The 21,070-nt window shown below is 55.8% G+C and carries 20 protein-coding genes and 1 pseudogene; 9 read left to right on the top strand and 12 right to left on the bottom strand.

What is annotated here, in order from left to right; all coding sequences use genetic code 11:
• Nucleotides 1-585 precede the first annotated feature (585 nt).
• From HNI00_RS01730 to psbD, 3 genes are all read right to left on the bottom strand, one after another.
• The gene (locus HNI00_RS01730) at nt 586-864 is read right to left on the bottom strand and encodes a 4a-hydroxytetrahydrobiopterin dehydratase (RefSeq protein WP_316790133.1); all 279 of its coding nucleotides are present in this window, start codon (nt 862-864) and stop codon (nt 586-588) included.
• A gap of 210 nt (nt 865-1,074) precedes the next feature.
• Nucleotides 1,075-1,317, bottom strand: a complete 243-nt coding sequence (locus HNI00_RS01725; RefSeq protein ID WP_316790132.1) for a hypothetical protein — start codon at nt 1,315-1,317, stop codon at nt 1,075-1,077.
• A 194-nt stretch (nt 1,318-1,511) separates the two neighbouring features.
• Nucleotides 1,512-2,570, bottom strand: coding sequence for a photosystem II D2 protein (photosystem q(a) protein) (gene psbD, locus HNI00_RS01720; RefSeq protein WP_172358603.1), 1,059 nt, complete (start codon nt 2,568-2,570; stop codon nt 1,512-1,514).
• A gap of 337 nt (nt 2,571-2,907) precedes the next feature.
• Here psbD and HNI00_RS01715 point away from each other — a divergent pair, with 337 nt between their 5' ends.
• Both HNI00_RS01715 and HNI00_RS01710 read left to right on the top strand, forming a co-directional pair.
• On the top strand, nt 2,908-3,180 hold the full coding sequence (locus tag HNI00_RS01715; RefSeq protein WP_297077117.1) for a UPF0367 protein family: 273 nt from the start codon (nt 2,908-2,910) through the stop codon (nt 3,178-3,180).
• Nucleotides 3,181-3,239: 59 nt separating this feature from the next.
• Nucleotides 3,240-3,914 carry an energy-coupling factor ABC transporter ATP-binding protein gene (locus HNI00_RS01710; protein WP_205370908.1) on the top strand — a complete coding sequence of 225 codons (675 nt, stop codon included), beginning with the start codon at nt 3,240-3,242 and terminating at the stop codon, nt 3,912-3,914.
• A 29-nt stretch (nt 3,915-3,943) separates the two neighbouring features.
• On the opposite strand, the gene HNI00_RS01705 is transcribed toward HNI00_RS01710, so the two are convergent.
• The gene (locus HNI00_RS01705; RefSeq protein ID WP_316790129.1) at nt 3,944-6,094 is read right to left on the bottom strand and encodes an HAD-IIB family hydrolase; all 2,151 of its coding nucleotides are present in this window, start codon (nt 6,092-6,094) and stop codon (nt 3,944-3,946) included.
• Nucleotides 6,095-6,446: 352 nt separating this feature from the next.
• On the opposite strand from HNI00_RS01705, the gene HNI00_RS01700 reads away from it, so the two are divergent.
• From HNI00_RS01700 to HNI00_RS01690, 3 genes are all read left to right on the top strand, one after another.
• Nucleotides 6,447-7,613 (top strand): pyridoxal phosphate-dependent aminotransferase, encoded by a 1,167-nt coding sequence (locus HNI00_RS01700; RefSeq protein WP_316790127.1) that lies wholly within the window; start codon nt 6,447-6,449, stop codon nt 7,611-7,613.
• A gap of 140 nt (nt 7,614-7,753) precedes the next feature.
• Nucleotides 7,754-8,077: a thioredoxin gene (gene trxA, locus HNI00_RS01695; protein WP_068516004.1), complete on the top strand. Its 324-nt coding sequence runs from the start codon at nt 7,754-7,756 to the stop codon at nt 8,075-8,077.
• A gap of 293 nt (nt 8,078-8,370) precedes the next feature.
• Entirely contained in the window at nt 8,371-9,177 is an 807-nt protein-coding gene (locus tag HNI00_RS01690) for a hypothetical protein (RefSeq protein WP_316790125.1), read from the top strand.
• A gap of 179 nt (nt 9,178-9,356) precedes the next feature.
• On the opposite strand, the gene HNI00_RS01685 is transcribed toward HNI00_RS01690, so the two are convergent.
• A complete protein-coding gene (locus HNI00_RS01685; RefSeq protein ID WP_316790123.1) occupies nt 9,357-10,163 on the bottom strand; it encodes a TIGR03943 family putative permease subunit in 807 nt (268 codons plus the stop codon).
• Nucleotides 10,164-10,285: 122 nt separating this feature from the next.
• Complete coding sequence (locus HNI00_RS01680) at nt 10,286-11,305, bottom strand: permease (RefSeq protein WP_297077131.1); 1,020 nt, start codon at nt 11,303-11,305, stop codon at nt 10,286-10,288.
• 415 nt (nt 11,306-11,720) lie between these two features.
• On the opposite strand from HNI00_RS01680, the gene HNI00_RS01675 reads away from it, so the two are divergent.
• Together HNI00_RS01675 and gifA are read left to right on the top strand one after the other, a co-directional pair.
• The gene (locus HNI00_RS01675; RefSeq protein WP_172353738.1) at nt 11,721-12,305 is read left to right on the top strand and encodes a GNAT family N-acetyltransferase; all 585 of its coding nucleotides are present in this window, start codon (nt 11,721-11,723) and stop codon (nt 12,303-12,305) included.
• Between the two features lie 447 nt (nt 12,306-12,752).
• A complete protein-coding gene (gene gifA, locus HNI00_RS01670) occupies nt 12,753-12,953 on the top strand; it encodes a glutamine synthetase inactivation factor IF7A (protein WP_172353739.1) in 201 nt (66 codons plus the stop codon).
• Between the two features lie 234 nt (nt 12,954-13,187).
• On the opposite strand, the gene hpsL is transcribed toward gifA, so the two are convergent.
• The 6 genes from hpsL to HNI00_RS01640 form a co-directional block, all read right to left on the bottom strand.
• A complete protein-coding gene (gene hpsL, locus HNI00_RS01665; RefSeq protein WP_316790117.1) occupies nt 13,188-14,822 on the bottom strand; it encodes a hormogonium polysaccharide biosynthesis protein HpsL in 1,635 nt (544 codons plus the stop codon).
• Between the two features lie 193 nt (nt 14,823-15,015).
• Entirely contained in the window at nt 15,016-15,303 is a 288-nt protein-coding gene (locus HNI00_RS01660) for a hypothetical protein (protein WP_316790115.1), read from the bottom strand.
• A 309-nt stretch (nt 15,304-15,612) separates the two neighbouring features.
• Nucleotides 15,613-15,930, bottom strand: a complete 318-nt coding sequence (locus tag HNI00_RS01655; RefSeq protein ID WP_316790113.1) for a hypothetical protein — start codon at nt 15,928-15,930, stop codon at nt 15,613-15,615.
• Nucleotides 15,931-16,057: 127 nt separating this feature from the next.
• On the bottom strand, nt 16,058-16,369 hold the full coding sequence (locus HNI00_RS01650) for a hypothetical protein (RefSeq protein ID WP_316790111.1): 312 nt from the start codon (nt 16,367-16,369) through the stop codon (nt 16,058-16,060).
• A 24-nt stretch (nt 16,370-16,393) separates the two neighbouring features.
• Complete coding sequence (locus HNI00_RS01645) at nt 16,394-18,004, bottom strand: bifunctional aminoglycoside phosphotransferase/ATP-binding protein (RefSeq protein WP_316790109.1); 1,611 nt, start codon at nt 18,002-18,004, stop codon at nt 16,394-16,396.
• Nucleotides 18,005-18,156: 152 nt separating this feature from the next.
• Nucleotides 18,157-19,494: an adenylosuccinate synthase gene (locus tag HNI00_RS01640; RefSeq protein ID WP_316790107.1), complete on the bottom strand. Its 1,338-nt coding sequence runs from the start codon at nt 19,492-19,494 to the stop codon at nt 18,157-18,159.
• 198 nt (nt 19,495-19,692) lie between these two features.
• Here HNI00_RS01640 and HNI00_RS01635 point away from each other — a divergent pair, with 198 nt between their 5' ends.
• Entirely contained in the window at nt 19,693-20,796 is a 1,104-nt protein-coding gene (locus tag HNI00_RS01635) for an adenosine deaminase (protein WP_316790105.1), read from the top strand.
• A 190-nt stretch (nt 20,797-20,986) separates the two neighbouring features.
• Nucleotides 20,987-21,064 (top strand): annotated as a pseudogene (locus HNI00_RS22030) (Uma2 family endonuclease); the annotation flags it as partial.
• Nucleotides 21,065-21,070: the final 6 nt, after the last annotated feature.

Genomic DNA, 21,070 nt, shown 5'->3' with positions numbered 1-21,070 from the left:
CTCGCTAGTTGCAACAGCAGCTATTTCTGGCAGCCACAATTCCTGCCAAAACAATAAAGCGCTGGCTGTACGCATCCGAAAAAGCGCCTCTAGATGAGAATAAATTGCAGCTAACAGCAAAATAAAAGTAGCAGATTGTCAACGAGAGTGCAAGATCTAACCTGTACAGGGCTGCCAATTAGAGCGGTCAAGGTTTGCGGGATTTTTGATCCCCATAGCCGTCATCTCGATTCGTCTAGATGGTTCTCTAGGTGCTTGTCGGCTGCTATGGGCGTGATAACGAAGCTGATTGGTCTGGAAGCAGCCCACACAAAATAAGCCCCCAAAAGACTCCAGGGTCTTGGGGGCTGGTTTTAGGCTGATTCCGGGCCGACAGCAGACGGTCGAAGCGCTCCCAAAAGACTCCAGGGTCTTGGGGGCTGGTTTTAGGGGCTACAATGGCGCGTCGTGCTGAAGCTTGATTTAGGAATCGAACTTCACGGAGGCTTATGTTGAGGTATTGACGCTATGGGGTCGAGAAGTGTGGGATGAGAGTCTAGAGCCTTGATGCAGGGCTGCTCTACCTAGCTCAATCTTGAGCCAACCCTACAGTTTGGATAATGTAGCAGCGAGGTCAAAGTCTTTTTGAGTCAGTCCGCCCGCGTCGTGGGTGGTGAGGGTGACGGTGACACGGTTATAGGAAATGGCAATGTCGGGGTGGTGGCCAGCGGCTTCGGCGGGTTCGACCAATTTATTCACGAAGGCGATCGCCTCTACGAAATCTTTGAACCGATAGGTGCGCTGGAGGCGATCGCCCTCCAAAGTCCAGTCGGGCACTTGCGCCAGTTGCGTTTGAATCTCAGCGTCGGTTAGTTTTTGGGACATGGTAAACTCCCTCCGGGAATGCGCTTGTCGGGTTGACTCAACTGTCTAAAAAACTATCCGCCCCTGCTGGGCAGTGCCTTCGGTCGAAACCAAAACACCAGTAGCAAGGGCGGTCTAGCGGGTCTTCAAATTGACCTAGACTGCCGGGAGGAACTCTGAACAAACTCAGACTCTCCCAGAAAACTTGATTCTGATTGAAGCTGGGTCAAGCTACAAGAGAACAGCCCCGGCGCACAGCCAGTACATCTCAACCTGACGACCCATACGTTTACTGCTGTCCTGCATGGGCAACACCTCCTGTTCTTTTAATAGTATTGACTGCATTAGCGCCGCATTTGAAAAGCCAGGCTCTTCTCTGTGGCTTACCTCAGAATATAGCACAGCCAACGGCTGAGGGTCTGAGATAGCGCGGACTTCAGAAGATTTTTCTAAAGAAGTATAGGACTTACGCATTTGCGATAAACTCCCTGAATTTTGGACAATTTCTCGCGGGTGCAGCCCGCGAGAAATTGTCCAACTGCGTAAGTCCCAAAGTAGTTGAGCATCAGGTTCCAAAAAAACGCCCCCACAAAACTGTGAGGGCGCGAAGAACAGTCATGCAATGGTCAAAAAATTCAGCTAAAGATTGAAATCTTCGCTGAAATCCCCTACAGCGCGTTACCGCGAGGCAGTACCTCTTCAGGGAATACAAAGTTTTCGTGAGGCTGGTCTTGCGGAGCCATCCAGGCGCGGATGCCCTCGTTCAGCAGAATGTTCTTGGTGTAGAACGTCTCAAACTCCGGGTCTTCCGCAGCGCGAATCTCCTGCGACACAAAGTCATACGCCCGCAGGTTCAGCGCCAAGCCCGCAATCCCAATGCTCGCCATCCACAGACCCGTGACCGGCACAAACAGCATGAAGAAGTGCAGCCAGCGCTTGTTGGAAAACGCAATCCCGAAAATCTGAGACCAGAAGCGGTTGGCGGTCACCATCGAATAGGTCTCTTCCGCCTGCGTCGGGTTGAAGGCGCGGAAGGTGTTCGCTTTGTCGCCGTCTTCGTACAGGGTGTTCTCCACGGTCGCTCCGTGGATGGCGCACAACAGCGCACCCCCCAGGATGCCTGCCACGCCCATCATGTGGAACGGGTTCAGGGTGAAGTTGTGGAAGCCTTGCACGAATAGGATGAATCGGAAGATGGCGGCAACGCCGAAACTGGGGGCGAAGAACCAGCCCGATTGTCCTAGTGGGTACAGCAGAAATACGCTGACAAACACGGCGATGGGACCGGAGAATGCCAGGGCGTTGTAGGGACGGATGCCCACTAGACGGGCAATCTCAAACTGTCGCAGCATGAAGCCGATCAGTCCGAATGCGCCGTGCAGGGCGACGAAGGTCCACAAGCCGCCTAGTTGACACCAGCGGGTGAAGTTCCACTGGGCTTCGGGTCCCCACAAAAACAGCAGGCTGTGGCCTAGGCTGTTGGGCGGGGTGGAGACGGCGGCGGTCAAAAAGTTGCAGCCCTCTAGGTAGGAACTGGCGATGCCGTGGGTGTACCAGGAGGTGACGAAGGTGGTGCCGGTCAGCCAGCCTCCCAGCGCCAAGTAGGCGCAGGGGAATAGCAGAATGCCTGACCATCCTACGAAGACAAATCGGTCGCGCTTTAGCCAGTCGTCGAGAACGTCAAACCATCCTCGCTGGGCTTGCGCTCTTCCCATTGCTATGGTCATAGCGCGGAATCTCCAATGAATTAAGTACGAGTACTGAAAGGCTCTGCCTATACCTGTGAGCGATCGTGCAACAAAGCTGCACAAATCGACAACGGAGTATGAGCAGAGTTTACGTTTCTTTACTTTCCCCCTCATTATACAGATAGTTTCTGGGAAAGCTATCTGTGAGATCGGATTAGCTTAAGGATTGAGCGAGGCAGGGTTGGATTTTGGATTTTGGTTTTGGATTTTGGGGATTTAGGCGTGAGACGGCTTTGTGTCCTTTCCCCTGAAATCAGGTCTGTCTGAGATACTGAAGAGGTAGCGTTTGTTTCTGTGCGTAAAGGTCTGGATTTAGATGTTTATTGTTGACATTGTGCTGAAAAATACGCCGTCGATGCTGTCGATTCAGCGGAAGACCGCAGAAGATGCGGAGGCAGTGTATCAAGAGATTTTGAACGCGATTCGGTCGGGCAATCCGGTGGCGCTGGAGCTGACCTGTGAGAAGCAGCCGGACAAGAAGTTGGGCGTGCTGGTGAGCGAGATTTCGGCGGTGCAGGTGTCGGAGAAAGCTGGAGCCAGCGGCACGGCTCGTCCGCCGGGATTTTTTGCACTGACGGAGCCGTCCTGACAGTAGGCGGATTTTTTGAATGCTCTTGGGGGCTGCTCCTGTGATTGAAGGTGGATTAGATGAGTGAGTGGGCGATCGCCATTGAGTCTGTGAGCTTTGCTTGGTCGGCGCAATCGCCAGTGTTGCAGAACTGTTCGCTGCATGTCCCCAAGGGGCAATTTTGGATGCTGCTGGGGACGAACGGCAGCGGCAAGTCTACGCTGCTAAAGCTGATGACAGGGTTACTAGCTCCTCAGTCGGGGCAGGTCAACCTAGTGCAGCCCGTCGGGTTTGTATTTCAGAATCCCGATCATCAACTGGTGATGCCGACTGTGGGGGCAGATGTGGCCTTTGGGCTGGTGGCAGAAAACCTGTCTACGGCTGAAACTCGACAGCGGGTGCAAGAGGCGCTGGCGGCGGTGAACCTGCTGCATTTGCAGCGACGGCCCATTTACGCGCTGAGCGGCGGACAAAAGCAGCGGGTGGCCATTGCAGGGGCGATCGCCCGCCATTGTGAGGTGCTGTTGCTGGACGAACCCACTGCCCTGCTCGACCCCGACAGCCAGCTTGATCTGGTCGATCAAGTCCGGCAACTGGTGAAAACACGCGGCATGACGGCGCTCTGGGTGACGCATCGTCTAGACGAACTGAACTACGCCGACGGAGCCTTTTTTATGGAGGCGGGTCGAATTGTGGAGTCGGGCGATCCGCAGCGGCTAAAGCAGCGCATGATGGCAGGCGCGGTGAGGGGTTAGGAAACCGAAATTGCAGAAGCTTGGGTCGCTCAGACTTCCTTCATGGTGTTGAAAAAGTCGAAATGGGCGATCGCCTCCACAATACCCAGCGCGTGGGCCTGCTTGGCGTAGTAAATGCGCTCCCCATCCATCAGGTGCGACAGTTCCTCATGGTGACGATTGGCCACCACGACTGCCAGCGGATTGCCGCGCATCATGTCTTCATCGGCTCCAGAACCGCCCGCCACCAGGATATGCTCTAGCGGAATACCCCAGCGATCAGCGACGTAGCGCAACGCCTGTCCCTTGGAGGCGCGGATGGGCAAGATGTCGAGATATTGCCCAAAGGAGAAGATCACATTCACTGCCAAATCTTCTTGATAGAGCAGGCTCTTGATTTCTTGAATCGCGGGCGCGACCTCCGCATCATAGAAGTAGCTGATTTTGAACTGGCTCTGGTGGATGCTGGGCTGCAACTCCAGACCTGGCAGATCAGCTAAAACGCGCCGCACTTCTCCGGGTGTCCAGCGGTGGTCGATATGCCGCTTCCACCAGGTATCTTCTGTAAAATCCGGACGATAGTGAATCACTGTGCCGCTGCTGCTGATTAGTACATCGGGTTCGGGAATGTGATACTGGCGCATCACTTTTAGGGCAGACTCTAGTGTCCGCCCGGTGGCCACAGCAAAAGCCGTAGACTTGCGATTCTCGCGCAGCACTTCGACAAAGTAAGGAATATCAACCGGGTTGCCCAGCAGGTTTTGATCAAGGCTAGTAACGATCGCCCGATCGTTGTAGACCATAGCGCGGCGTGACAGCGGCACTCGCTCCACTACCTGGGTCTTGTCGAGCAGCGGTCGAATCACCTCCAGGTAGCTGGATGCGTGGGCTTCCCAGGAATAGTGTTCGCGCACGCCCCGTAGCCCGTTTTCAACAGCAAGCTGCCGTTTTTCTGGGTGTTCTAGCAGCGTCAGCAACGCGGCAACAATCGTATCACTGTCCAACGGATCGATCAGGATGCCGTTGTTGCAGTTGCCGATGATGTCGCGCGGGCCGCCGTCCTCCGTTGCCACAATCGGCAAACCGCTGGCCGCTGCCTCGATGAGCGTCAGCCCAAAGGGTTCCGTCAGGGCTGGATTGACAAACACGCCGCCAGACAGGGCCGCCAGTCGGTAAATATAGGGCACTTCGTCGGCTTTGTGGCGCTTGGGATAGGCAACGCGACCGTAGAGGTCATAATAATCAAACGCCAGGAATAGCTCCGTCAGCACTTCCTGAGCGCCTGCGTCCATATCTTTAACATTGTTCCGGCTGCCCGCCACGATCAGCAGGTTGGCCAATTCCTGGAGGCGTTCGGAACTGCCGTAGGCCTCCACCAGCGCCCCGATGTTTTTGCGGGCATCGGGACGAGACAGCGCCAGGATCAGCGGCTTTTGGGGTTCGCGCAAAAAGCGGCAAATATCCTGGGCGATCGCCGTTTCCCACTCATCCCCCTGGGGCGGGTAGAACAGCGTCAGGTCTGTGCCAGGGGGAATCACGCGCATCCGCTCCGGCTGGTAGCAGTCGTACAGTTCGTACTGTTCTTCCACCTCCTGGCGCGTGCTGGTGATAATTAACTCAGCGCTTGCCAAGGTCAGCTCTTCTGCCTCGATCCGGCGCAGCATGTTGTAGCGCTGGTCAATATCCTGCGACGACAGCCCGTTGGCCAAGAGCCGCGTCCGCTTGACCCGCCCTAGCGAGTGCCCAGTATGCACCAGCGGCACATTTAGGAAGTTTGCTAAGCGACTGCCCACGTAGCCCGCATCGGCATAGTGGCTATGGATCAGGTCTGGCACGCGATCGCTCGTGCGAAAAAATGCCAGCATATTGTCCACAAAGCTGTCCAGGTGATCCCACAGTTGCTCCTTGGGGATGTATTCCTCTGGCGGGCCCGCCACAATTCGCACAATCCGGGCCTTGCCGCCCAGCGGCTCAAGGTCCTCGCCATAGTCTTGATCCACATCGGGCGAGGCAATCAGCCGGGTAAACAAATCGACCGCTGCCACGCCAGGTTGCTGGGCCAGGGCGCGGGCCAACTCCACCACGTACTTCACCTGGCCGCCTGTGTCAGAATCGCGCCCTAGCTCCATATTCTGACCCCGAATCAAGCCATGCACACTGATCAGCGCAATATACAGACCGTTGTGACTGTGGTTGGGCATATTTTTTTGGAAGAGGGGGTTAGGGTCTTGGCGTAATGGGGATTGACGTAATGGGACTGGCGTAATGGGACTGACGTAAATAGGGATTGGCGTAATGAGCGGTCTAGCTGATGTGTAACTTACTGCAATCTGAGGGTGCTGCGACACTCTCTTTCGGCTAATATTTCGTCACCTTATCACTCCTAATCCAGTTTGGCGGCGATCGCCCTTACCCCGCATTTTCCTATCCCATCTCATCCCCCAGTTTGTAAAAAACGCCTGACATTTTCCAACCCGCGCCAGCATTCACAGTAGGCTGAAGTGAGCTACATTCAGCTAAAACGTCCTGAACGGTCAAGCATTTGGGGTAGGCATGAAACTGGCAGCACGGGTAGAGAACGTATCACCGTCGATGACGCTGATTATTGACGCAAAGGCCAAAGCCATGAAGGCGGAGGGTATCGACGTATGCAGCTTTAGCGCCGGAGAGCCAGATTTCAACACGCCCAAGCACATTGTGGAAGCTGCCAAAGCCGCGCTAGATGAGGGCAAGACGCGCTACGGCCCGGCCGCGGGGGAACCCCGACTGCGAGAGGCGATCGCCCAAAAGCTCCAGCGCGACAACGGGCTGTGCTACGGCGCAGAGAACGTTCTGGTCACCAACGGCGGCAAGCAGTCGATCTTTAACCTGATGCTGGCGATGATTGAACCAGGGGATGAGGTGATTATCCCCGCGCCCTTTTGGGTCAGCTATCCCGAAATGGTGAAGCTGGCAGAGGGTACACCCGTCATCCTGCCCACGACGGTCGAAACCCAGTTCAAAGTCTCGCCAGAGCAGATTCAGCAGGCGATTACGCCCAAGACCAAGCTACTGGTTTTTAACACGCCTTCCAACCCAACGGGCATGGTCTACACGCCAGACGAAGTGAGGGCGATCGCCCAGGTGGCCGCCCAGGCCGACCTTTGGATACTGTCGGACGAAATCTACGAAAAAATTCTTTACGACGGCGCTCAGCATCTCAGCATTGGCGCAGCCAGCCCAGAAGCCTACGAACGCTCCGTCGTGTGCAGCGGATTTGCCAAGACCTACGCTATGACGGGCTGGCGCGTTGGCTTCTTAGCAGGGCCAGTGCCCCTGGTAAAAGCGGCAACAAAAATCCAGGGCCACAGCACCTCCAATGTCTGCACCTTTGCCCAATATGGGGCGATCGCCGCCTATGAAAATCCCCAAGACTGCGTGCAGGAAATGCTAGCCGCCTTTGCCGAGCGCCGCCGCTATATGCTGGATGCCCTCAACGCCATGCCAGGGCTAGAGTGTCCCAAACCCGATGGCGCATTTTATATGTTCCCCAGCATCGCCAAAACGGGACGGTCTTCCCTCGATTTTTGCAGCGAACTGCTAGATCAGCATCAGGTTGCCACAGTCCCAGGCGCGGCTTTTGGCGCAGACGACTGCATCCGGCTGTCCTATGCGACCGATCTAGACACCATCAAGCGCGGCATGGAGCGGCTAGAAAAATTCCTACAGGGAATTCTATAGGCGACCCAATCGACTCAAGCGATCCCCACAACGCGCTGAGTGCCCAAATGTAACTCACTATTAAGACTCTGGCTGCTGAAGCAGACGAGTTCGCTGTGGTAAGATTTCCATTGATATTGAAGGCGAAGGACTTATTAGGCATGTCAGCAGCCGCACAAGTTACAGATTCCACTTTTAAGCAAGAAGTTCTTGATAGCGATGTCCCCGTTCTGGTAGATTTCTGGGCCCCTTGGTGTGGCCCCTGCCGGATGGTTGCTCCTGTAGTCGATGAGATTGCCGAGCAATACGCGGGACAGGTAAAGGTTGTAAAAGTGAATACCGACGAGAACCCCAGCGTTGCCACTCAGTATGGCATCCGCAGCATCCCCACGCTGATGATTTTCAAGGGTGGTCAGCGTGTAGACATGGTAGTCGGCGCGGTTCCCAAGACGACCCTCGCCAGCACACTTGAAAAGCATCTGTAGCTTCCAAAAGCTGGCCAATCCCAAAAAGCTTTGACTGCTAGCGTATGGCGGTCTTTTTCAGCTACTAATTTTCCTGGAATTCAGTTTTCTGAGGTTCTGTCGTCCCCACCTTATCCATAGGTGGGGATTTTGCGCTTGCTAGAGGGTGGGTCTTTTTGTTAGCACTGTAGCATTCGACTAGCTTCCTCCAAGGCTAGATGACAAGCTCCCCAGAGGCAACAAACCAAGCTCCCCAGAGGCAAACAAACAGAGGCAAACAAACAGAGGCAAACAAACAGAGGCAAACAAGCAGTATGGCAGGAATTGTCAGCTTCGATTTGGGCCCTAAGCCTACCCATCGAGAAAACGGACATTTGGTGCTGAAATGTCCATCCTGGGAGCGTCCTTCTGCAATTGTCTTGCTGGCGCTGTCCTGTCTGTGGCTTGGGTTTATCAGCAATAATCGCCTGACGTGCGATCGCCCCGACTTGTCTACTATCAACTGCCAGGTGGTTCGCACACTTGGGGTTAACCTGATCCCCCGTGAGACGGTTCGGCTCGGCTCCCTGACCACAGTTCAGGTTGTGAGCGAAACCCGTAGCTCGGACGACGGGGACTTTCTGGTCTATGACCTAAAGCTGAGTGGAACTGAGGCGGTGACGCGGCTCGGGCTGGATACAGTGGATGAAGCTCGCGCTCAGCAGATGGCTGAAGCAGTTCAGCGGTTTCTGGCAAATCCTGCTCGCTCTTCTGTAACCATACAAACCTTGTCTGGCTGGGGCTTTTTGTGGGTTCCGCTGGGGCTTACTAGTCTGGCGATCGCCCTCCTGCGGCGCAAACCGCATCGCTTCGAGTTCAATCGCTTGATGGGTAAAATGCAGGCGCTTGGAGCCAATGGCCGCCTCAAGCAGGAGCTATGGCTGCGAGAGATTCAGTCTGTGGTCATTGAGCAGTGTACTGGTGAAGACTTGACGGGGTATAGCGTAGTGCTACTGACGCAGCAGGGCGATCGCCATCCCTTGACCGAGACTTATAGCAGCAATCTAGAAAGCAAACAGGAAGCGGCCGAAGCCATTCGAGCGTTCTTGGGATTGCCGCCTGTGGAAATCAAGGAAGTTTAGCGTCTAGGGTAATGCAGTCGGGCGATCGCCTTCCGCTCATACGTACCTACAGTGCTGGTGTACCCGGCAAACAAGCGGTAGCCGAGGCGATTCGCGAGTTCTTAGAGTTGCCGCCAGTAGAGATGGAAGATGGACTAGCTGCAAGAATTTGATCGTCGGCCCACAGCGCCTAGTAATCACTAATAATCATACGGATTCTGGGGTTCCTCAATCGGGGTCAAGGACGTGGAGTGAATGACCAGTTGGCGCTGGCCGTCGAGGGTTTCTGTCGCCATGTCGCCTTCTACGCGGAGCCACTGGTCTTGTTCGTAGGCGGTGCGATCGCCCTCAATCCGCACGGGCAGCCCAACCGGGTATACGTCTGCGGCGCAGCAGGTAATCACAAAGCGGGTGATGGTGAAATAGTTGCTGGGCAGGTTGGGCGAATGGATAACGAACCCTTCGACCGAGGCTTTTTGTCCAGTGTAGGCATCGGGTTCGGGGTAGACGTTCAGCAGGCGCACCCAGTCGATCAGCGAGCGATCTTCGGGGCGGGTGTTGGTGCGGAAGGACTGGGGCTGCGATCGCGTCAGGGTGAGCGTATCCGCGACACCGCGCTCGATGGCGACCTGGCTGGCAAAGGCGCGGGGCGTAAACTGGAGACCAAACAGGGCGATCGCCAGCAGTAGAGCGCTACTCCATCCAGGCGGCAGCAGGTTTGCATGGGACTCCGAGGGTTGGGTAATGGCAATGCCGCGTCGCATCAGCCGCAGTGCCTCCCAAAGTTTGGCCACGCCCAGCCCCAACAGCGCAAACCCAGCGGCGATCGCCAGCCAGACATAATCTGGATGCAGCAGAATGTTGATCCGCCCGGTTAGCCAAAAGCGCAGCATCAGCCCGCCCCACGACAGCAGCATAACTGCATCCAGCCAGATTAGCCAAAGCCCTGTCCGATTTTTACGAGTCTGGTCGTTTTTACGAGTCTGGTCGCCTCTTCTGCTTGTCATTACCCCGTCACTCCGTCACTCCGTCACTCCGTCACCCTGTCACTCCGTCACCCTGTCACCCTGTCAGTCCGTCACCCGACCTCACGTTCTAGCTGACATCTACTGAATATCTAGCTGGATATCTAGCTGATATATAGATTAATCAGCAGGCAAAACAAGAACGTGAGCTGACCCGCCAGAATAAACAGATAGGCGATCGCCCGACCGCGAAACATCGACAGCAGCAGCGCAATGTTTTTCAGGTCGATCATCGGGCCAAACACCAGAAACGCCAGCAATGCGCCGCTGGTAAAGGTAGAGGCAAAGGACAGGGCAAAAAACGAGTCCACCGTCGAGCAAATTGACACAATCCACGCCAGCAGCATCATCGCCAAAATCGACGTGACCGGGCCCTGCCCCAGCCCAATCACCCACTCGCGCGGCACAAAGACTTGAACGATTGCGGCGATCGCCGTTCCCAAAATCAGCACACCGCCCAACTCGCGCATCTCCTGCACAATGTTATTCACCAAAAGCCACAGCTTGTCCGACAGCGGCTTGGTGAGGACGGGATTGATGGCGATCGCCGACGAAGACAGCGACCCATCGGGGCGAATGGGCTGATCCGCCTGCCCCAGCCAATAGGTTCCTGACTGCAACAGGGACGACTCACCCGCTGGCTTTGCAGCCGCCCCGCGCACCGCTGGCATGGCCCGCGCCACTCCCGGCTGCATCAGCGGCCGCAGGTCTGCCTGAGCGCTGAACACCCAGCCCACAATTACTGCCACCACCAGCGACAGCCCCACCCGCAAAAACACTATCTCCGGCTGATCCCGAAAGGCAATCCACGTTGCCCAAAACACCACCGGATTCACCGTGGGAGCCGCCAGCAAGAAGCCCACCGCCATCGACGCGGGCGCACCCTGCACAATCAGCCGCCGCGCCACAGGCACGTTGCCGCACTCGCACACGGGAAACAAGAAGCCAATGCCGCCGCCAATCATCGCCGCCAGCAGCGGATGTTTGGGCACTGCCGCAATCAGCCGCCGCTCATCAACGAATAGCAGCAGCACGCTCGAAAACAGCACGCCCAGCAGCAAAAAGGGCATCGCCTCCACTAGCAGGCTGAAAAACAGCGTCAGCGCATTGTTCAATCGATCCATGCGGTCTAACCTAATTCTTCGGTCTAGCGATCCCCGATTGGGTCTGAGAGGCTATTCTACACCGTCCTATCGCAGACGGTTTTTTCAAAAGGCGGGTTTCCGCCCAAAAAGCGAGGCTTTTGCAGGATCAATCGCGGGGGAAACCAGCCCAATCCCCCACCGGAATCGCGATAAGGTTGAGTGGGATGAGTGGTGTTGCCATCGCCACAACCCTCAGCGTCATCCGTTTTCCCGATTTATTCTCCCGATTCATTCTCCCAATCCATCCTTCCGACCCAGCAGCCCGACCAGCAGCCCGACAGGTATCCCAAACGTTTTAATTTCAAACGTTCTAATTTCAGACGGCATTTCAGCCAGCTTTCTGCCCTAGCTCTTATTCCTGAAACCCTACTTTCCAATCCTCTGACCCCCAACTATGGCTTCCCATTCTGAAACCAATAAAGCTGAGCGGGAACGGGCGATCGCCAACTCCCTGCCCGTCGAGATTCGGGACATGGACATCGACGATCTTGCCCCGGTGTTTCATCTGGGGGAAAGCCTGTTTACCAGCGACCTCTATCCCTACCTTTATCGCACCTGGGACGAGTGGGAAGTGATTGGGCAATACAACACTGACCCAGAATATTGCCTGGTGGCAGAGATTGAAGGCGAACTGGCAGGCTTTGTGCTGGGCACTATTATCAGCAAGGCATCCTGGGTCTACGGCTACATTATCTGGCTAGGAGTCAGTCCCAAGTTTCAGCGGCGCGGCGTGGCGGATAAGCTTGTAGACAAAATCGTCGAGCGCATGATTGAAGAAGGCGCTCGGTTCATGCTGGTGGATACCGATCCAGCCAACGAACCTGCGATCAAGTTCTTTCGGCGCAAGGGGTTTGGCAATCCGCGCCGCCACGTTTACCTGTCGATGAATTTAAGCAAGCACGAAATCTACGGCCGCCTGATCGCCTACGAACGGGATAAGGCTAGCCGGGTGCGTCATCACCGTCCCAAGCGACCCTGATCGTTCCCGCGCTGCCGTCTAAGCCGTTCAAGCTGTTTAATCTGTTTAATCTGTTGCCATGAGAGCGCGATCGCCCACCCGATCCCTCTCAACTTGGCATGGCAACTTTGCACGACAGCCAACATCTACACAGGGACTTCAAGACAGGGACTTCAAGCCTCTCTTACTCCCTTCTCCCAAGTTGGGAGAAGGAGTTGGGGGATGAGGGCAGATTGAAAGTTGCACATCGCGTCAACAGTTAGAAGGCAGAGCGATCGCCCACCCAGCCGCTCTGACCCACTCGGCGCAACCACTTGGCATCGCCACAGCAGGGCGATACACATTGTGAAGAAGTATTGTTTTTTCTGATAAAACGCCATTCTGTATTTTTAGATACAGAATTTACTGCTATGATTAAACAAGAAGCGTCAAGATTCCATCACTTAACACCACCAGAAGGATTTCACTATGTCTACTCAAGATCAAGCCCGCGCCCTGATGATGCGCCACCACCACAACATCAAGAATCGCCAGCAATCGATGCTCAGCCGGGCCGCCGCCGAAATCGGGCTGCCTGCGGAAGCACCCACCCTCTGGAACCATGTCCAGGGCAAGCCCCACCCATCTTTTGTGCAGAGCTATGACCGCAGCGGCTCGACCATGAGCTAGGTTGCCGGGATAAATGGCTCCGCAGCACTGTTAGAACTGGAATGGTTAGAACAGCAATTCGGAACCGGAATTCGGTTTTAGACGTACTTTGAAAACATGGGCGATCGCCCAATCCACGCTTTTTCTCCGCTCTGACAGGGAGGTATCGACACCGATGCCTCCCTGAATTTTTTGTTTTTTTACAGATCAAGACAGATCAAGCGAATTTTTTTCAGACCAAGCCTCATGCCTCACCTAAGCAAAGCCCAGTCGCTTGAATCGACGGCGTTGGGCTTGGGGCTGGGCAGCAGTGGCTTCCAGGCGTTCCTGGCGCTCCAGTTCTGGCAGTTTCAGCACGACTCCAGCAAAAAACCAGTAGTAAACCGCCACTGGATCAACGTCGAGGGGATAGTAGTAGGTGTTGTAGCTAATGAACAGCACGAACAGCCACAGTGCTGCGCCATAGCTCCGCAACGTGCGATCGCGCGTGGAGCGGTAGGCCAAAAAGGTCAGCACCGTCAGCATCGTCACCAGCGCCAAAAACGCCAGCGTTCCCAGCATTCCAATTTCATACAGCAGCTTGGGATAATACGTTTCAATTAGCTCAGTGTCGCCCAGCGTGCGGGCGGCGTTGGTGGCTCGGCCTAGCCCGTTGCCCAAAAAGTTCTGATGGTTGATTGACCACTGAAACTGCTCCAGAATAAACAGATGCGGTGGCGAGGCTTCCCAGCGACTTTGCAGGCTCTCGAATCGCCGGGATAGGATGTCGGGGTTTCGCAGGGCGGCGTAGCCCAGCACCAAGCCCAGGATGGCCGCACCTGGGATAAAGCGCTTCAGGTTCACCACCTGTCCCGTTAGCACCAGCAGCGTCACGAACACGCTGGGCACCAGAATCAGCGCCACTCGCTGCCCCGATAGCACCGCCATGATGAAGACTGATGCGAGAGAAATTAGCCCTGTCGTGCGCCATTGCGCCCTGGGGTCGCTAAATGCCGTCGCAAATGCCAGAAATGCGGCAGAAATCAGGAACCAGCCCCACTGCCAGGGCGCAACAAAAGTTCCAGGCAAGCGAATCTGGTTGTGCTGGGGTGTATAGAGCAACGACCCACCCACAAAGCAGCGGGCATTGAGGGAAGCGCGGTAGAGGTCTGGCCCCTGGGCAAAGCGTGTACCAGGACAGTACCCGGTTTTGAGCAGGACATACTGGATAAACGCAAGGGCGCAGCAGGTGAGGATAATAATGACCGTGAGCCGCATCAGGAATAGCAAATCGCGGCGATCGCGCAGCAAATAGTACGCACACACCACCAGCGGCATATAGCCCATTAGCACCTTTAGCCCCAAAATGCCCATCAAGATGGGCTGTTCTCCAGGCGTGGGGCTAAGCTGCTGCCCTCCATTCACCACCAGCAGCGTCATCAGACACAGCCCCAGCAAAATGCCCACGGGCGCAACCATCTGCCGGGGAATCAGCACGGGCAGCTTTTCGCGGCGGCAGTATTGAATTACGCCGAAGAGGGCAGGGATATAGAACCCGTCTTTGGCAAGCTGAAGCAGGGGACTGCTGCCCAGCGCATAGGTGACAGATCCGCTGAGGGGCATATAGATCAAAAAGGCCCACAGCGCGTGGCGGGGATACTTGAACGACAGCGCGGTGCAGAGCGTTCCAATGAAGGTGCCAATGCCCGGACGAACCCCCGCAGCCAGGCCCACGACAAAGCCGACTACCGTCGCAAATAGCGCCGCAAAAATCGTGAAGGTGACCAACTCTTGCCGCAGGCGGTTGGCTTTGCGGCGCTGAGCAAGACGCTGACGCAGGGTGGGTTGGGGCGATTCAACCGCTAGAATTGGGCTGGGCTGGGCTTTGGACTTGGGCTTGGTTTTAAGCACGGGGCAGGCAGAGGGCAAGCAGAGGGTGCATCTAGCAGGAGGGCGATCGCGCGATTGATTCGGGAATCGGGGAGACTTGGCTCAAGTCACACACGCCCTACCCGTGAGCGAAGTGTTCAGAGCATTCCAGCATCCGGTTCACCGCATTCCTATCGTAGCCGAGCGTCCCGTAACTCTGTCCCAGCGAGCCGAGCTAGGCATATTGCACCGTAACGGCGGCATCTGATGGCAATTCAACCCGCAACTCTGCCCAAAGTCGATACTGCTGCGGGGAGGTCGTGATGATGGCGGCGGGGTGATCGGCGCTGGAATACTGGAGAAGCTGGCCGCAACACGAATAGGCGCTGTCTTCCTCGTGTTTTCCAAAGGTTTTGACCAGGCGATACAGCGTATTGCCGTAGCGGATGCCTTCACAGAGGTAGCCGTCCCTATAGAACCGGAACGAGCGGACAGAGCGTTCATTTACAACAGTCGGTATCATGGCTCGTTCTCGCGTAAGATGCATTCGGAATTTCAAGATTGCTGGGTTCAGTGTGAAGCCTGCTTTTTGATTGAGAACTTGGTGAAAAAATATACGCTTTGCGCGTAGTTTTACGGAAATCCGCAAACTTCTATAGAATCTAGCAATTTATCCTGGAACCCTGATGGGCAGTCTCTCTATAAAGACCGCAACGCCTTAGTTGTAGCCCCGGTCGTTTGGTAGCTACAACCGTAAATTCTCGGTGACCGTTGCCCTAATTTTATGAAAATAAAACATTCCCAGGCGGGCGTTTTTTTTGACAGACCTCGCTCAGCGACGACGCGATTTAAAGCTCGGCCCCGGCTGGCGGCTGAAAAAACCACGACGCGGACGGTCGATCGCCCTTTCATTTGGCTCTTCTTCAGATTTGCGCCCCAGACTCAGCCGGGGAATCAGATCGCGCTGGCTCTTTTGCTCTGGAGGTAGTGGCTTATCCTGTTTGCGGTAGCTGGCGATGAGTGCGCCCGACAGTCCGGCGATCGCCCCCAGCCCAATGCTCAGCGGCACCCAGTAGCCCAGCAGCGCAAAGCCGATGAGAAACACGATCCATAGCTTGATGCCGACAATCACCGGATCATTCTTGCCCATCGCAATGCCTCAAGCGTAATTCCTTCCAATGCCATGAGCCGCAGTCAACGAGAGAGTGCGAATAACGAGAAATCCTACAAGCCATAACGGCCCTGACTTTCAGCCCCAACCACCAACCGCTATGCGCCTACTCTCTTGCCGGAATCAGCCGCTCCAAAATCGTCAGCAGCCGATCGATTTGCTCGTCGCGCTTTTTGGACTGTTCGCGCATTTCCCGAAAACCCTCTTTGATCTCACTAAACCCGTCTCGCATAGAAATTTCTAGCCGAGTTAATTCTTCAGTCATTCGCCCGACCTGCTCGGATAAAATCTGCACGCTTTCTGCTAAGGTTTCCAGTCGTCGGGTGAGGCGCTGATCCAGCACTTCGATGCGGGTATCCACCGCTGCAACGCGGGAATCGAGAGTGTCTAGCTTTTCAACAATCAGTTCGTTGGTCATAGTGAGGCTCTGTGTGAGGCTCTGTCAAAGCGAATCCAGGAGTGCGTCGAGCGGCTGGGTGGTGTCTACTGTTCTAACGTATTCTGCTTCGGCGGGCGTAAAGGGTTCAAAGCTCTGCTTCGCTAGGATCTCTGGGGTGGCATCGGCGATGTCGCCTGTGCGCTGGCTGAGCCGCTTAGCGAGGATTTCCAGGGGAGCCGTGCAGAAGAGAATATGGAGCGGGATGCCATGGGCGCTGGCCTGGGCGATCGCCCCTTCTCGCAATGCCTGCCGATCGTATTTGGCATCCAGGATTACCGTATAGCCTTCGGCGGCCAGCGTCGTGCCCAGGTGCAGCAGCCGATTGTAGGTCTGTTGGGTCATCTCTGGCGTGTAGAGGTCGTCGCCGCCGCGCTCCGTCAGCGCCACGCCGCCCAGGTGTTTCCGCACTGCGTCGGAGCGGATGTACACTGCGCCAAGCTTTTGGGCGATCGCCCTAGCAGTCGTGCTTTTGCCCGATCCCGACAGCCCGCTCATCAGCAGCAGGCGGCCAGTTTTGGGCTGCGTATAGTTCCACGCCAGTTGGTAATACAGCGCGGCGGTGTCGTGGGCTTTGCGCTTTTCTTCCTCTGGCACGCCGGGGTCATTCAGCAAAAAGGACGTGACCTTGGCCCGCACGTAGGTCTGGCGGTTAACGTAGATCGGCAGCACCCGCAGCCCATCCCAGTCGCCCGTCCGCTCCACATACTCGTTTAAAAACACGGTTCGCAGGTCGGGTCGCTGCCGCGCATCCAAATCCATCACGATGTAGGCAATGTCGAACATGACATCGACAAACCGAAACGGCTCGTTGAACTCGATGCAGTCAAACAGCAAAAACTGCTGGTTCCAGTAGGCAATATTCCGCAGGTGCAGGTCGCCGTGACACTCGCGAATCCAGTTTTGCTGAAGGCGCTCGTCAAATAAATCTGCCTTTTCAGCAAAAAAGCGATCGCAGTAGGCCCGCGTCTCATCGAACTGCTGCTGCGTCTGCGGCCCGCCGATGTATTGCGCGGTTTGCGCCCAGTTTTCATCGAAGGCCTGCCGCACGCGCTCGACACGACCAAATTCGCGGATGTAGTCGCTGGTTTCGGTGGCGAGGTGGAAGGTGGCGATCGCCCCCGCCAAGTCTTTTAGCAAGTCCTCCCTCAGTTCGCCCCGCTCATACAAATTGGTCAGCAGGGTAGATTGCGGAAACTGCCGCATCTTCACCGCATACTCCACCACCTCGCCCGGCCCGTCCAGGTGAAAGGTCGGCACGCCGTTGTCCAAGGTTTGGGTAATCGGCAGCACATCCAGATAGATCGCTGCCGCCGCTCGCTGATTCAGCCGCAGTTCCTCTTCACAAAAATGCTTCCGCTTTTCCAGCGTGGAATAGTCCAGGAACCCGAAGTTCAGAGGCTTTTTGACCTTATAGGCATACTCGCCCGTCAGCAGCACGTAGGAAATATGCGTCTGAATCAACTGCACCGGAGACGCATCCGACGGATAAAAGTCTTCAGGATATTCTGGCGGCTCTCCGACCACAGTCTGGAGCGGATCGGGCGGCACCGGATGGGGATAGAACTCCGGCTTCAGCATGTGCTGGATCACGGGCGGCAGGGCAGAGTCGGACATGATGGATTGGGGATTAGGAGTTAAGGTTTGCCGTTTGCTTTTCACTAGAATAAATGCGCCCGGAAATCTTCCAAGCGCATTTGCAACCGTATTCTGAAACGAATCGTGAACTGCGTGCGCCCCTTAGGGTTTCTTGGGCGTTTATTAGGCGTTTATTGGGCGGTTTCGACTGCGCCGTTAGTATAGAGCAGCGCCCGCTTGGGCCCGTGGATGGGGTCTTCCACAATAATGGTCTGGTCGCGGCTGGCGCCGAGGGAAACGATAGCAATCGGCACTTCCATCAGTTCTGCCAGAAACTTGAGATAGTCCAACGCCTGACGGGGCAAGTCGTCGAGCGATCGGCAGTGGGAGGTGTCTTGCTTCCAGCCCGGTAGGGTTTTGTAAATGGGCTGACAGCGGGCAAACACTCGCGCATTCGAGGGAAAGTCGCGCACCTGCTGGCCGTCGATTTCGTAAGCAGTGCAGACTTTGATTTCGTCTAGGTCATCCAGCACGTCGAGCTTGGTAATGGCGAGACAGTCTAGCCCGTTGATGCGGACGGCGTAGCGACCGATCACCGCGTCAAACCAGCCGCAGCGGCGTTTGCGCCCGGTCGTCGTGCCAAATTCTGCGCCGCGATCGCACAACGCCTCGCCCACATCTCCCAGCAGTTCGGTCGGAAAGGGCCCTTCGCCCACGCGAGTGGTGTAAGCCTTGGCCACACCAATCACCCGGTCGATGATCGTCGGCCCTACGCCCGCCCCCACGCACGCGCCGCCCGACACCGGGTTCGACGAGGTGACATAGGGGTAAGTGCCGTGGTCTAGATCTAGCAGCGTGCCCTGTGCGCCCTCAAACAAGATATTGCGGCGCTGACGCACGGCCTGACTAATCCGCAGAGAGCTATCCACCACATGGGGACGCAGCCGCTCGGCATAGCCCAAGTATTCATCGATCACCGCGTTGGGGTCGAGCGGCGGCAGGTTATACAGCTTTTCTAAAATGACGTTTTTGTATTCGATTGTCCAAGTCAACTGGTCGCGCAGTCCCTCTGCGTCCATCAGATCTACCACGCGAATGCCCGTGCGCTCGGATTTGTCGGCGTAGGTGGGGCCAATGCCACGCTTGGTCGTGCCGATCTTGTGGCTGCCGCGCTGCTCTTCGGCGGCGGCATCAATCATGCGGTGATAGGGCATGGTGACGTGGGCCGTCTCAGAAATCAGCAGGTTCTCGCTGGAAACGCCCAGCTTTTCGAGCTGATCCAGTTCACCCAGCAGCACCTTGGGATCAATCACCGTGCCAGAGCCAATGATGCATTCTGTTTTGGGATACAGAATACCCGATGGAATCAGGTGCAGCTTGAAGGTCTGCCCCTGCACAACGACCGTGTGACCCGCGTTCACCCCGCCCTGATAGCGCACCACCACGTCGGCGGACTTGCTCAACAGGTCGGTAATCTTCCCTTTTCCTTCGTCGCCCCACTGGGCCCCGATTACTACAACGTTTGCCAAGGGTTTAAATTGCTAGAATTTTCAGAAATACGCAAACTCCCATTATCAACAGCGCGTGTTCCTGGTGTCAATGCTTAGGAGCAAGACGCTGCTAGTCTGAGTGGAAATGCCCATTTCTAAAGCTCAACTTGAGAAGAATGCAGTGTGTGGCTTTGAGTGAAATGCAGGCGAGTTAACAACTAGATTGAGAGGTATCTTGTGACGCTATATGCCGAATTGCACCGCCATCTGGGTGGTTCCGTCGTCCCCCGTATTCTCTGGCGCTATTTTCAGCGCAACCAGGCAGACCTGGCAGAACGATTTGCTGACTATGCTGAGTTTGAGGATTTTTATACGCGCCCGCGCAATACGCTGGCGGAATATCTAGAGCTGCATACGCTGGTGGAAAGCGTGCAGACGGAAGACACCCTGCCCTACTTTATCTATCGCCTGATGCGCGGGGCATATGTGTTTGAGAATTTGGCCTATTTGGAATTGCGCTATACGCCGTATTTGCGAACGCCGGAGCATCTCAGCCAGGGCGATCGCATTTCCTTAATGAGCCAAATTGTGGAGGTGGTGGGCCGCGCCAGCCAGATTGTGGAGTATCCCATCGTCACTAGCCAAATCCTCTGTATGCACTCGCGGCTGCCCTACGAGGTAAACCGGGCAATCGTCGATCTGGCGGCGGCGCGGCGCGATGTGGTGTGTGGCGTGGATCTGGCGGGTGGAGACGGGCTGTATGGCGATCGCCTCGATGAATTCATCCGGCTATATGCCTACGCGCGATCGCTCGGTCTCAACACCACCGGACACTTGTATGAAACCGAAGAAGGCTGCTATCCCGAACTCTTGCCCTACCTGATGCGGATCGGCCACGGCATCCAGATTCCGCTAAAGCACCCCGAACTGTTGCCCCAGGTGGCCGCCCAGGGGCAATGCCTGGAGGTCTGCCCCACCACATATCTGAAAACAGGCACGCTGCAAGACCTGCATCAGCTTAAGGGGGTATTCGACCGATGTTTTGAGGCGGGCGTGGATATCGCCATCTGCACCGACAACGCGGGACTGCATAACGTGCGGCTGCCGTTTGAATATGAAACGCTGCTGACCCACGACATCATTGGCTTTGAGGAGCTAAAGGCCTGCCAGGATGCTGCCTTCCGCCATGCCTTTGCCTGGACTCATCCGCAGCGACCAGAGCTAATATTAAATACCATTTTACGAGCTGATGCAGAGCCATCTGAGGAGTTCCCGCGATCAGGCAATGACAACGGGCAATTCAATGCTGTGGCACAAGAGATAACGGAGTCCTCGCGCTAGCCATCGGTCTGCAAGACTCGCAGCAAAAGCTGGCTGGGGGCAGTGGCAACACCTCCAGCCAGAAGCCCCGCACCTACAAAAATCCTTCAAAATCCGCAAAACTGGTTGCAACCGCTCAAGTCTAACCCCTTAAAATTTAAGCAACGCTAAACAACGTTAAATAACGCTCTGGCTCAGGAGTTGATACCAAATGTCACTCACTGCTCAACAGTTAGCTGCTTTGATGCCTGATGCCACTCAACTAGAAAGTGACGAGCCAGAGATGGAGAGGGGA

It is taken from the genome of Thermoleptolyngbya oregonensis NK1-22, assembly GCF_032705245.1.
In the GTDB taxonomy this organism is placed as follows: Bacteria; Cyanobacteriota; Cyanobacteriia; order Elainellales; family Elainellaceae; genus Thermoleptolyngbya; species Thermoleptolyngbya sichuanensis.
The sequence above is the reverse complement of the archived record's forward strand: the minus strand, read 5'-3'. Positions and strand labels throughout refer to the sequence as shown.

Excerpts from the sequence above, each read along its gene's own strand:
- HNI00_RS01730 (WP_316790133.1), bottom strand. The coding sequence starts at position 864 with ATGTCCCAAAAACTAACCGACGCTGAGATTCAAACGCAACTGGCGCAA.
- HNI00_RS01725 (WP_316790132.1), bottom strand. The coding sequence starts at position 1,317 with ATGCGTAAGTCCTATACTTCTTTAGAAAAATCTTCTGAAGTCCGCGCT.
- psbD (WP_172358603.1), bottom strand. The coding sequence starts at position 2,570 with ATGACCATAGCAATGGGAAGAGCGCAAGCCCAGCGAGGATGGTTTGAC.
- HNI00_RS01715 (WP_297077117.1), top strand. The coding sequence starts at position 2,908 with ATGTTTATTGTTGACATTGTGCTGAAAAATACGCCGTCGATGCTGTCG.
- HNI00_RS01710 (WP_205370908.1), top strand. The coding sequence starts at position 3,240 with ATGAGTGAGTGGGCGATCGCCATTGAGTCTGTGAGCTTTGCTTGGTCG.
- HNI00_RS01705 (WP_316790129.1), bottom strand. The coding sequence starts at position 6,094 with ATGCCCAACCACAGTCACAACGGTCTGTATATTGCGCTGATCAGTGTG.
- HNI00_RS01700 (WP_316790127.1), top strand. The coding sequence starts at position 6,447 with ATGAAACTGGCAGCACGGGTAGAGAACGTATCACCGTCGATGACGCTG.
- trxA (WP_068516004.1), top strand. The coding sequence starts at position 7,754 with ATGTCAGCAGCCGCACAAGTTACAGATTCCACTTTTAAGCAAGAAGTT.
- HNI00_RS01690 (WP_316790125.1), top strand. The coding sequence starts at position 8,371 with ATGGCAGGAATTGTCAGCTTCGATTTGGGCCCTAAGCCTACCCATCGA.
- HNI00_RS01685 (WP_316790123.1), bottom strand. The coding sequence starts at position 10,163 with ATGACAAGCAGAAGAGGCGACCAGACTCGTAAAAACGACCAGACTCGT.
- HNI00_RS01680 (WP_297077131.1), bottom strand. The coding sequence starts at position 11,305 with ATGGATCGATTGAACAATGCGCTGACGCTGTTTTTCAGCCTGCTAGTG.
- HNI00_RS01675 (WP_172353738.1), top strand. The coding sequence starts at position 11,721 with ATGGCTTCCCATTCTGAAACCAATAAAGCTGAGCGGGAACGGGCGATC.
- gifA (WP_172353739.1), top strand. The coding sequence starts at position 12,753 with ATGTCTACTCAAGATCAAGCCCGCGCCCTGATGATGCGCCACCACCAC.
- HNI00_RS01660 (WP_316790115.1), bottom strand. The coding sequence starts at position 15,303 with ATGATACCGACTGTTGTAAATGAACGCTCTGTCCGCTCGTTCCGGTTC.
- HNI00_RS01655 (WP_316790113.1), bottom strand. The coding sequence starts at position 15,930 with ATGGGCAAGAATGATCCGGTGATTGTCGGCATCAAGCTATGGATCGTG.
- HNI00_RS01650 (WP_316790111.1), bottom strand. The coding sequence starts at position 16,369 with ATGACCAACGAACTGATTGTTGAAAAGCTAGACACTCTCGATTCCCGC.
- HNI00_RS01645 (WP_316790109.1), bottom strand. The coding sequence starts at position 18,004 with ATGTCCGACTCTGCCCTGCCGCCCGTGATCCAGCACATGCTGAAGCCG.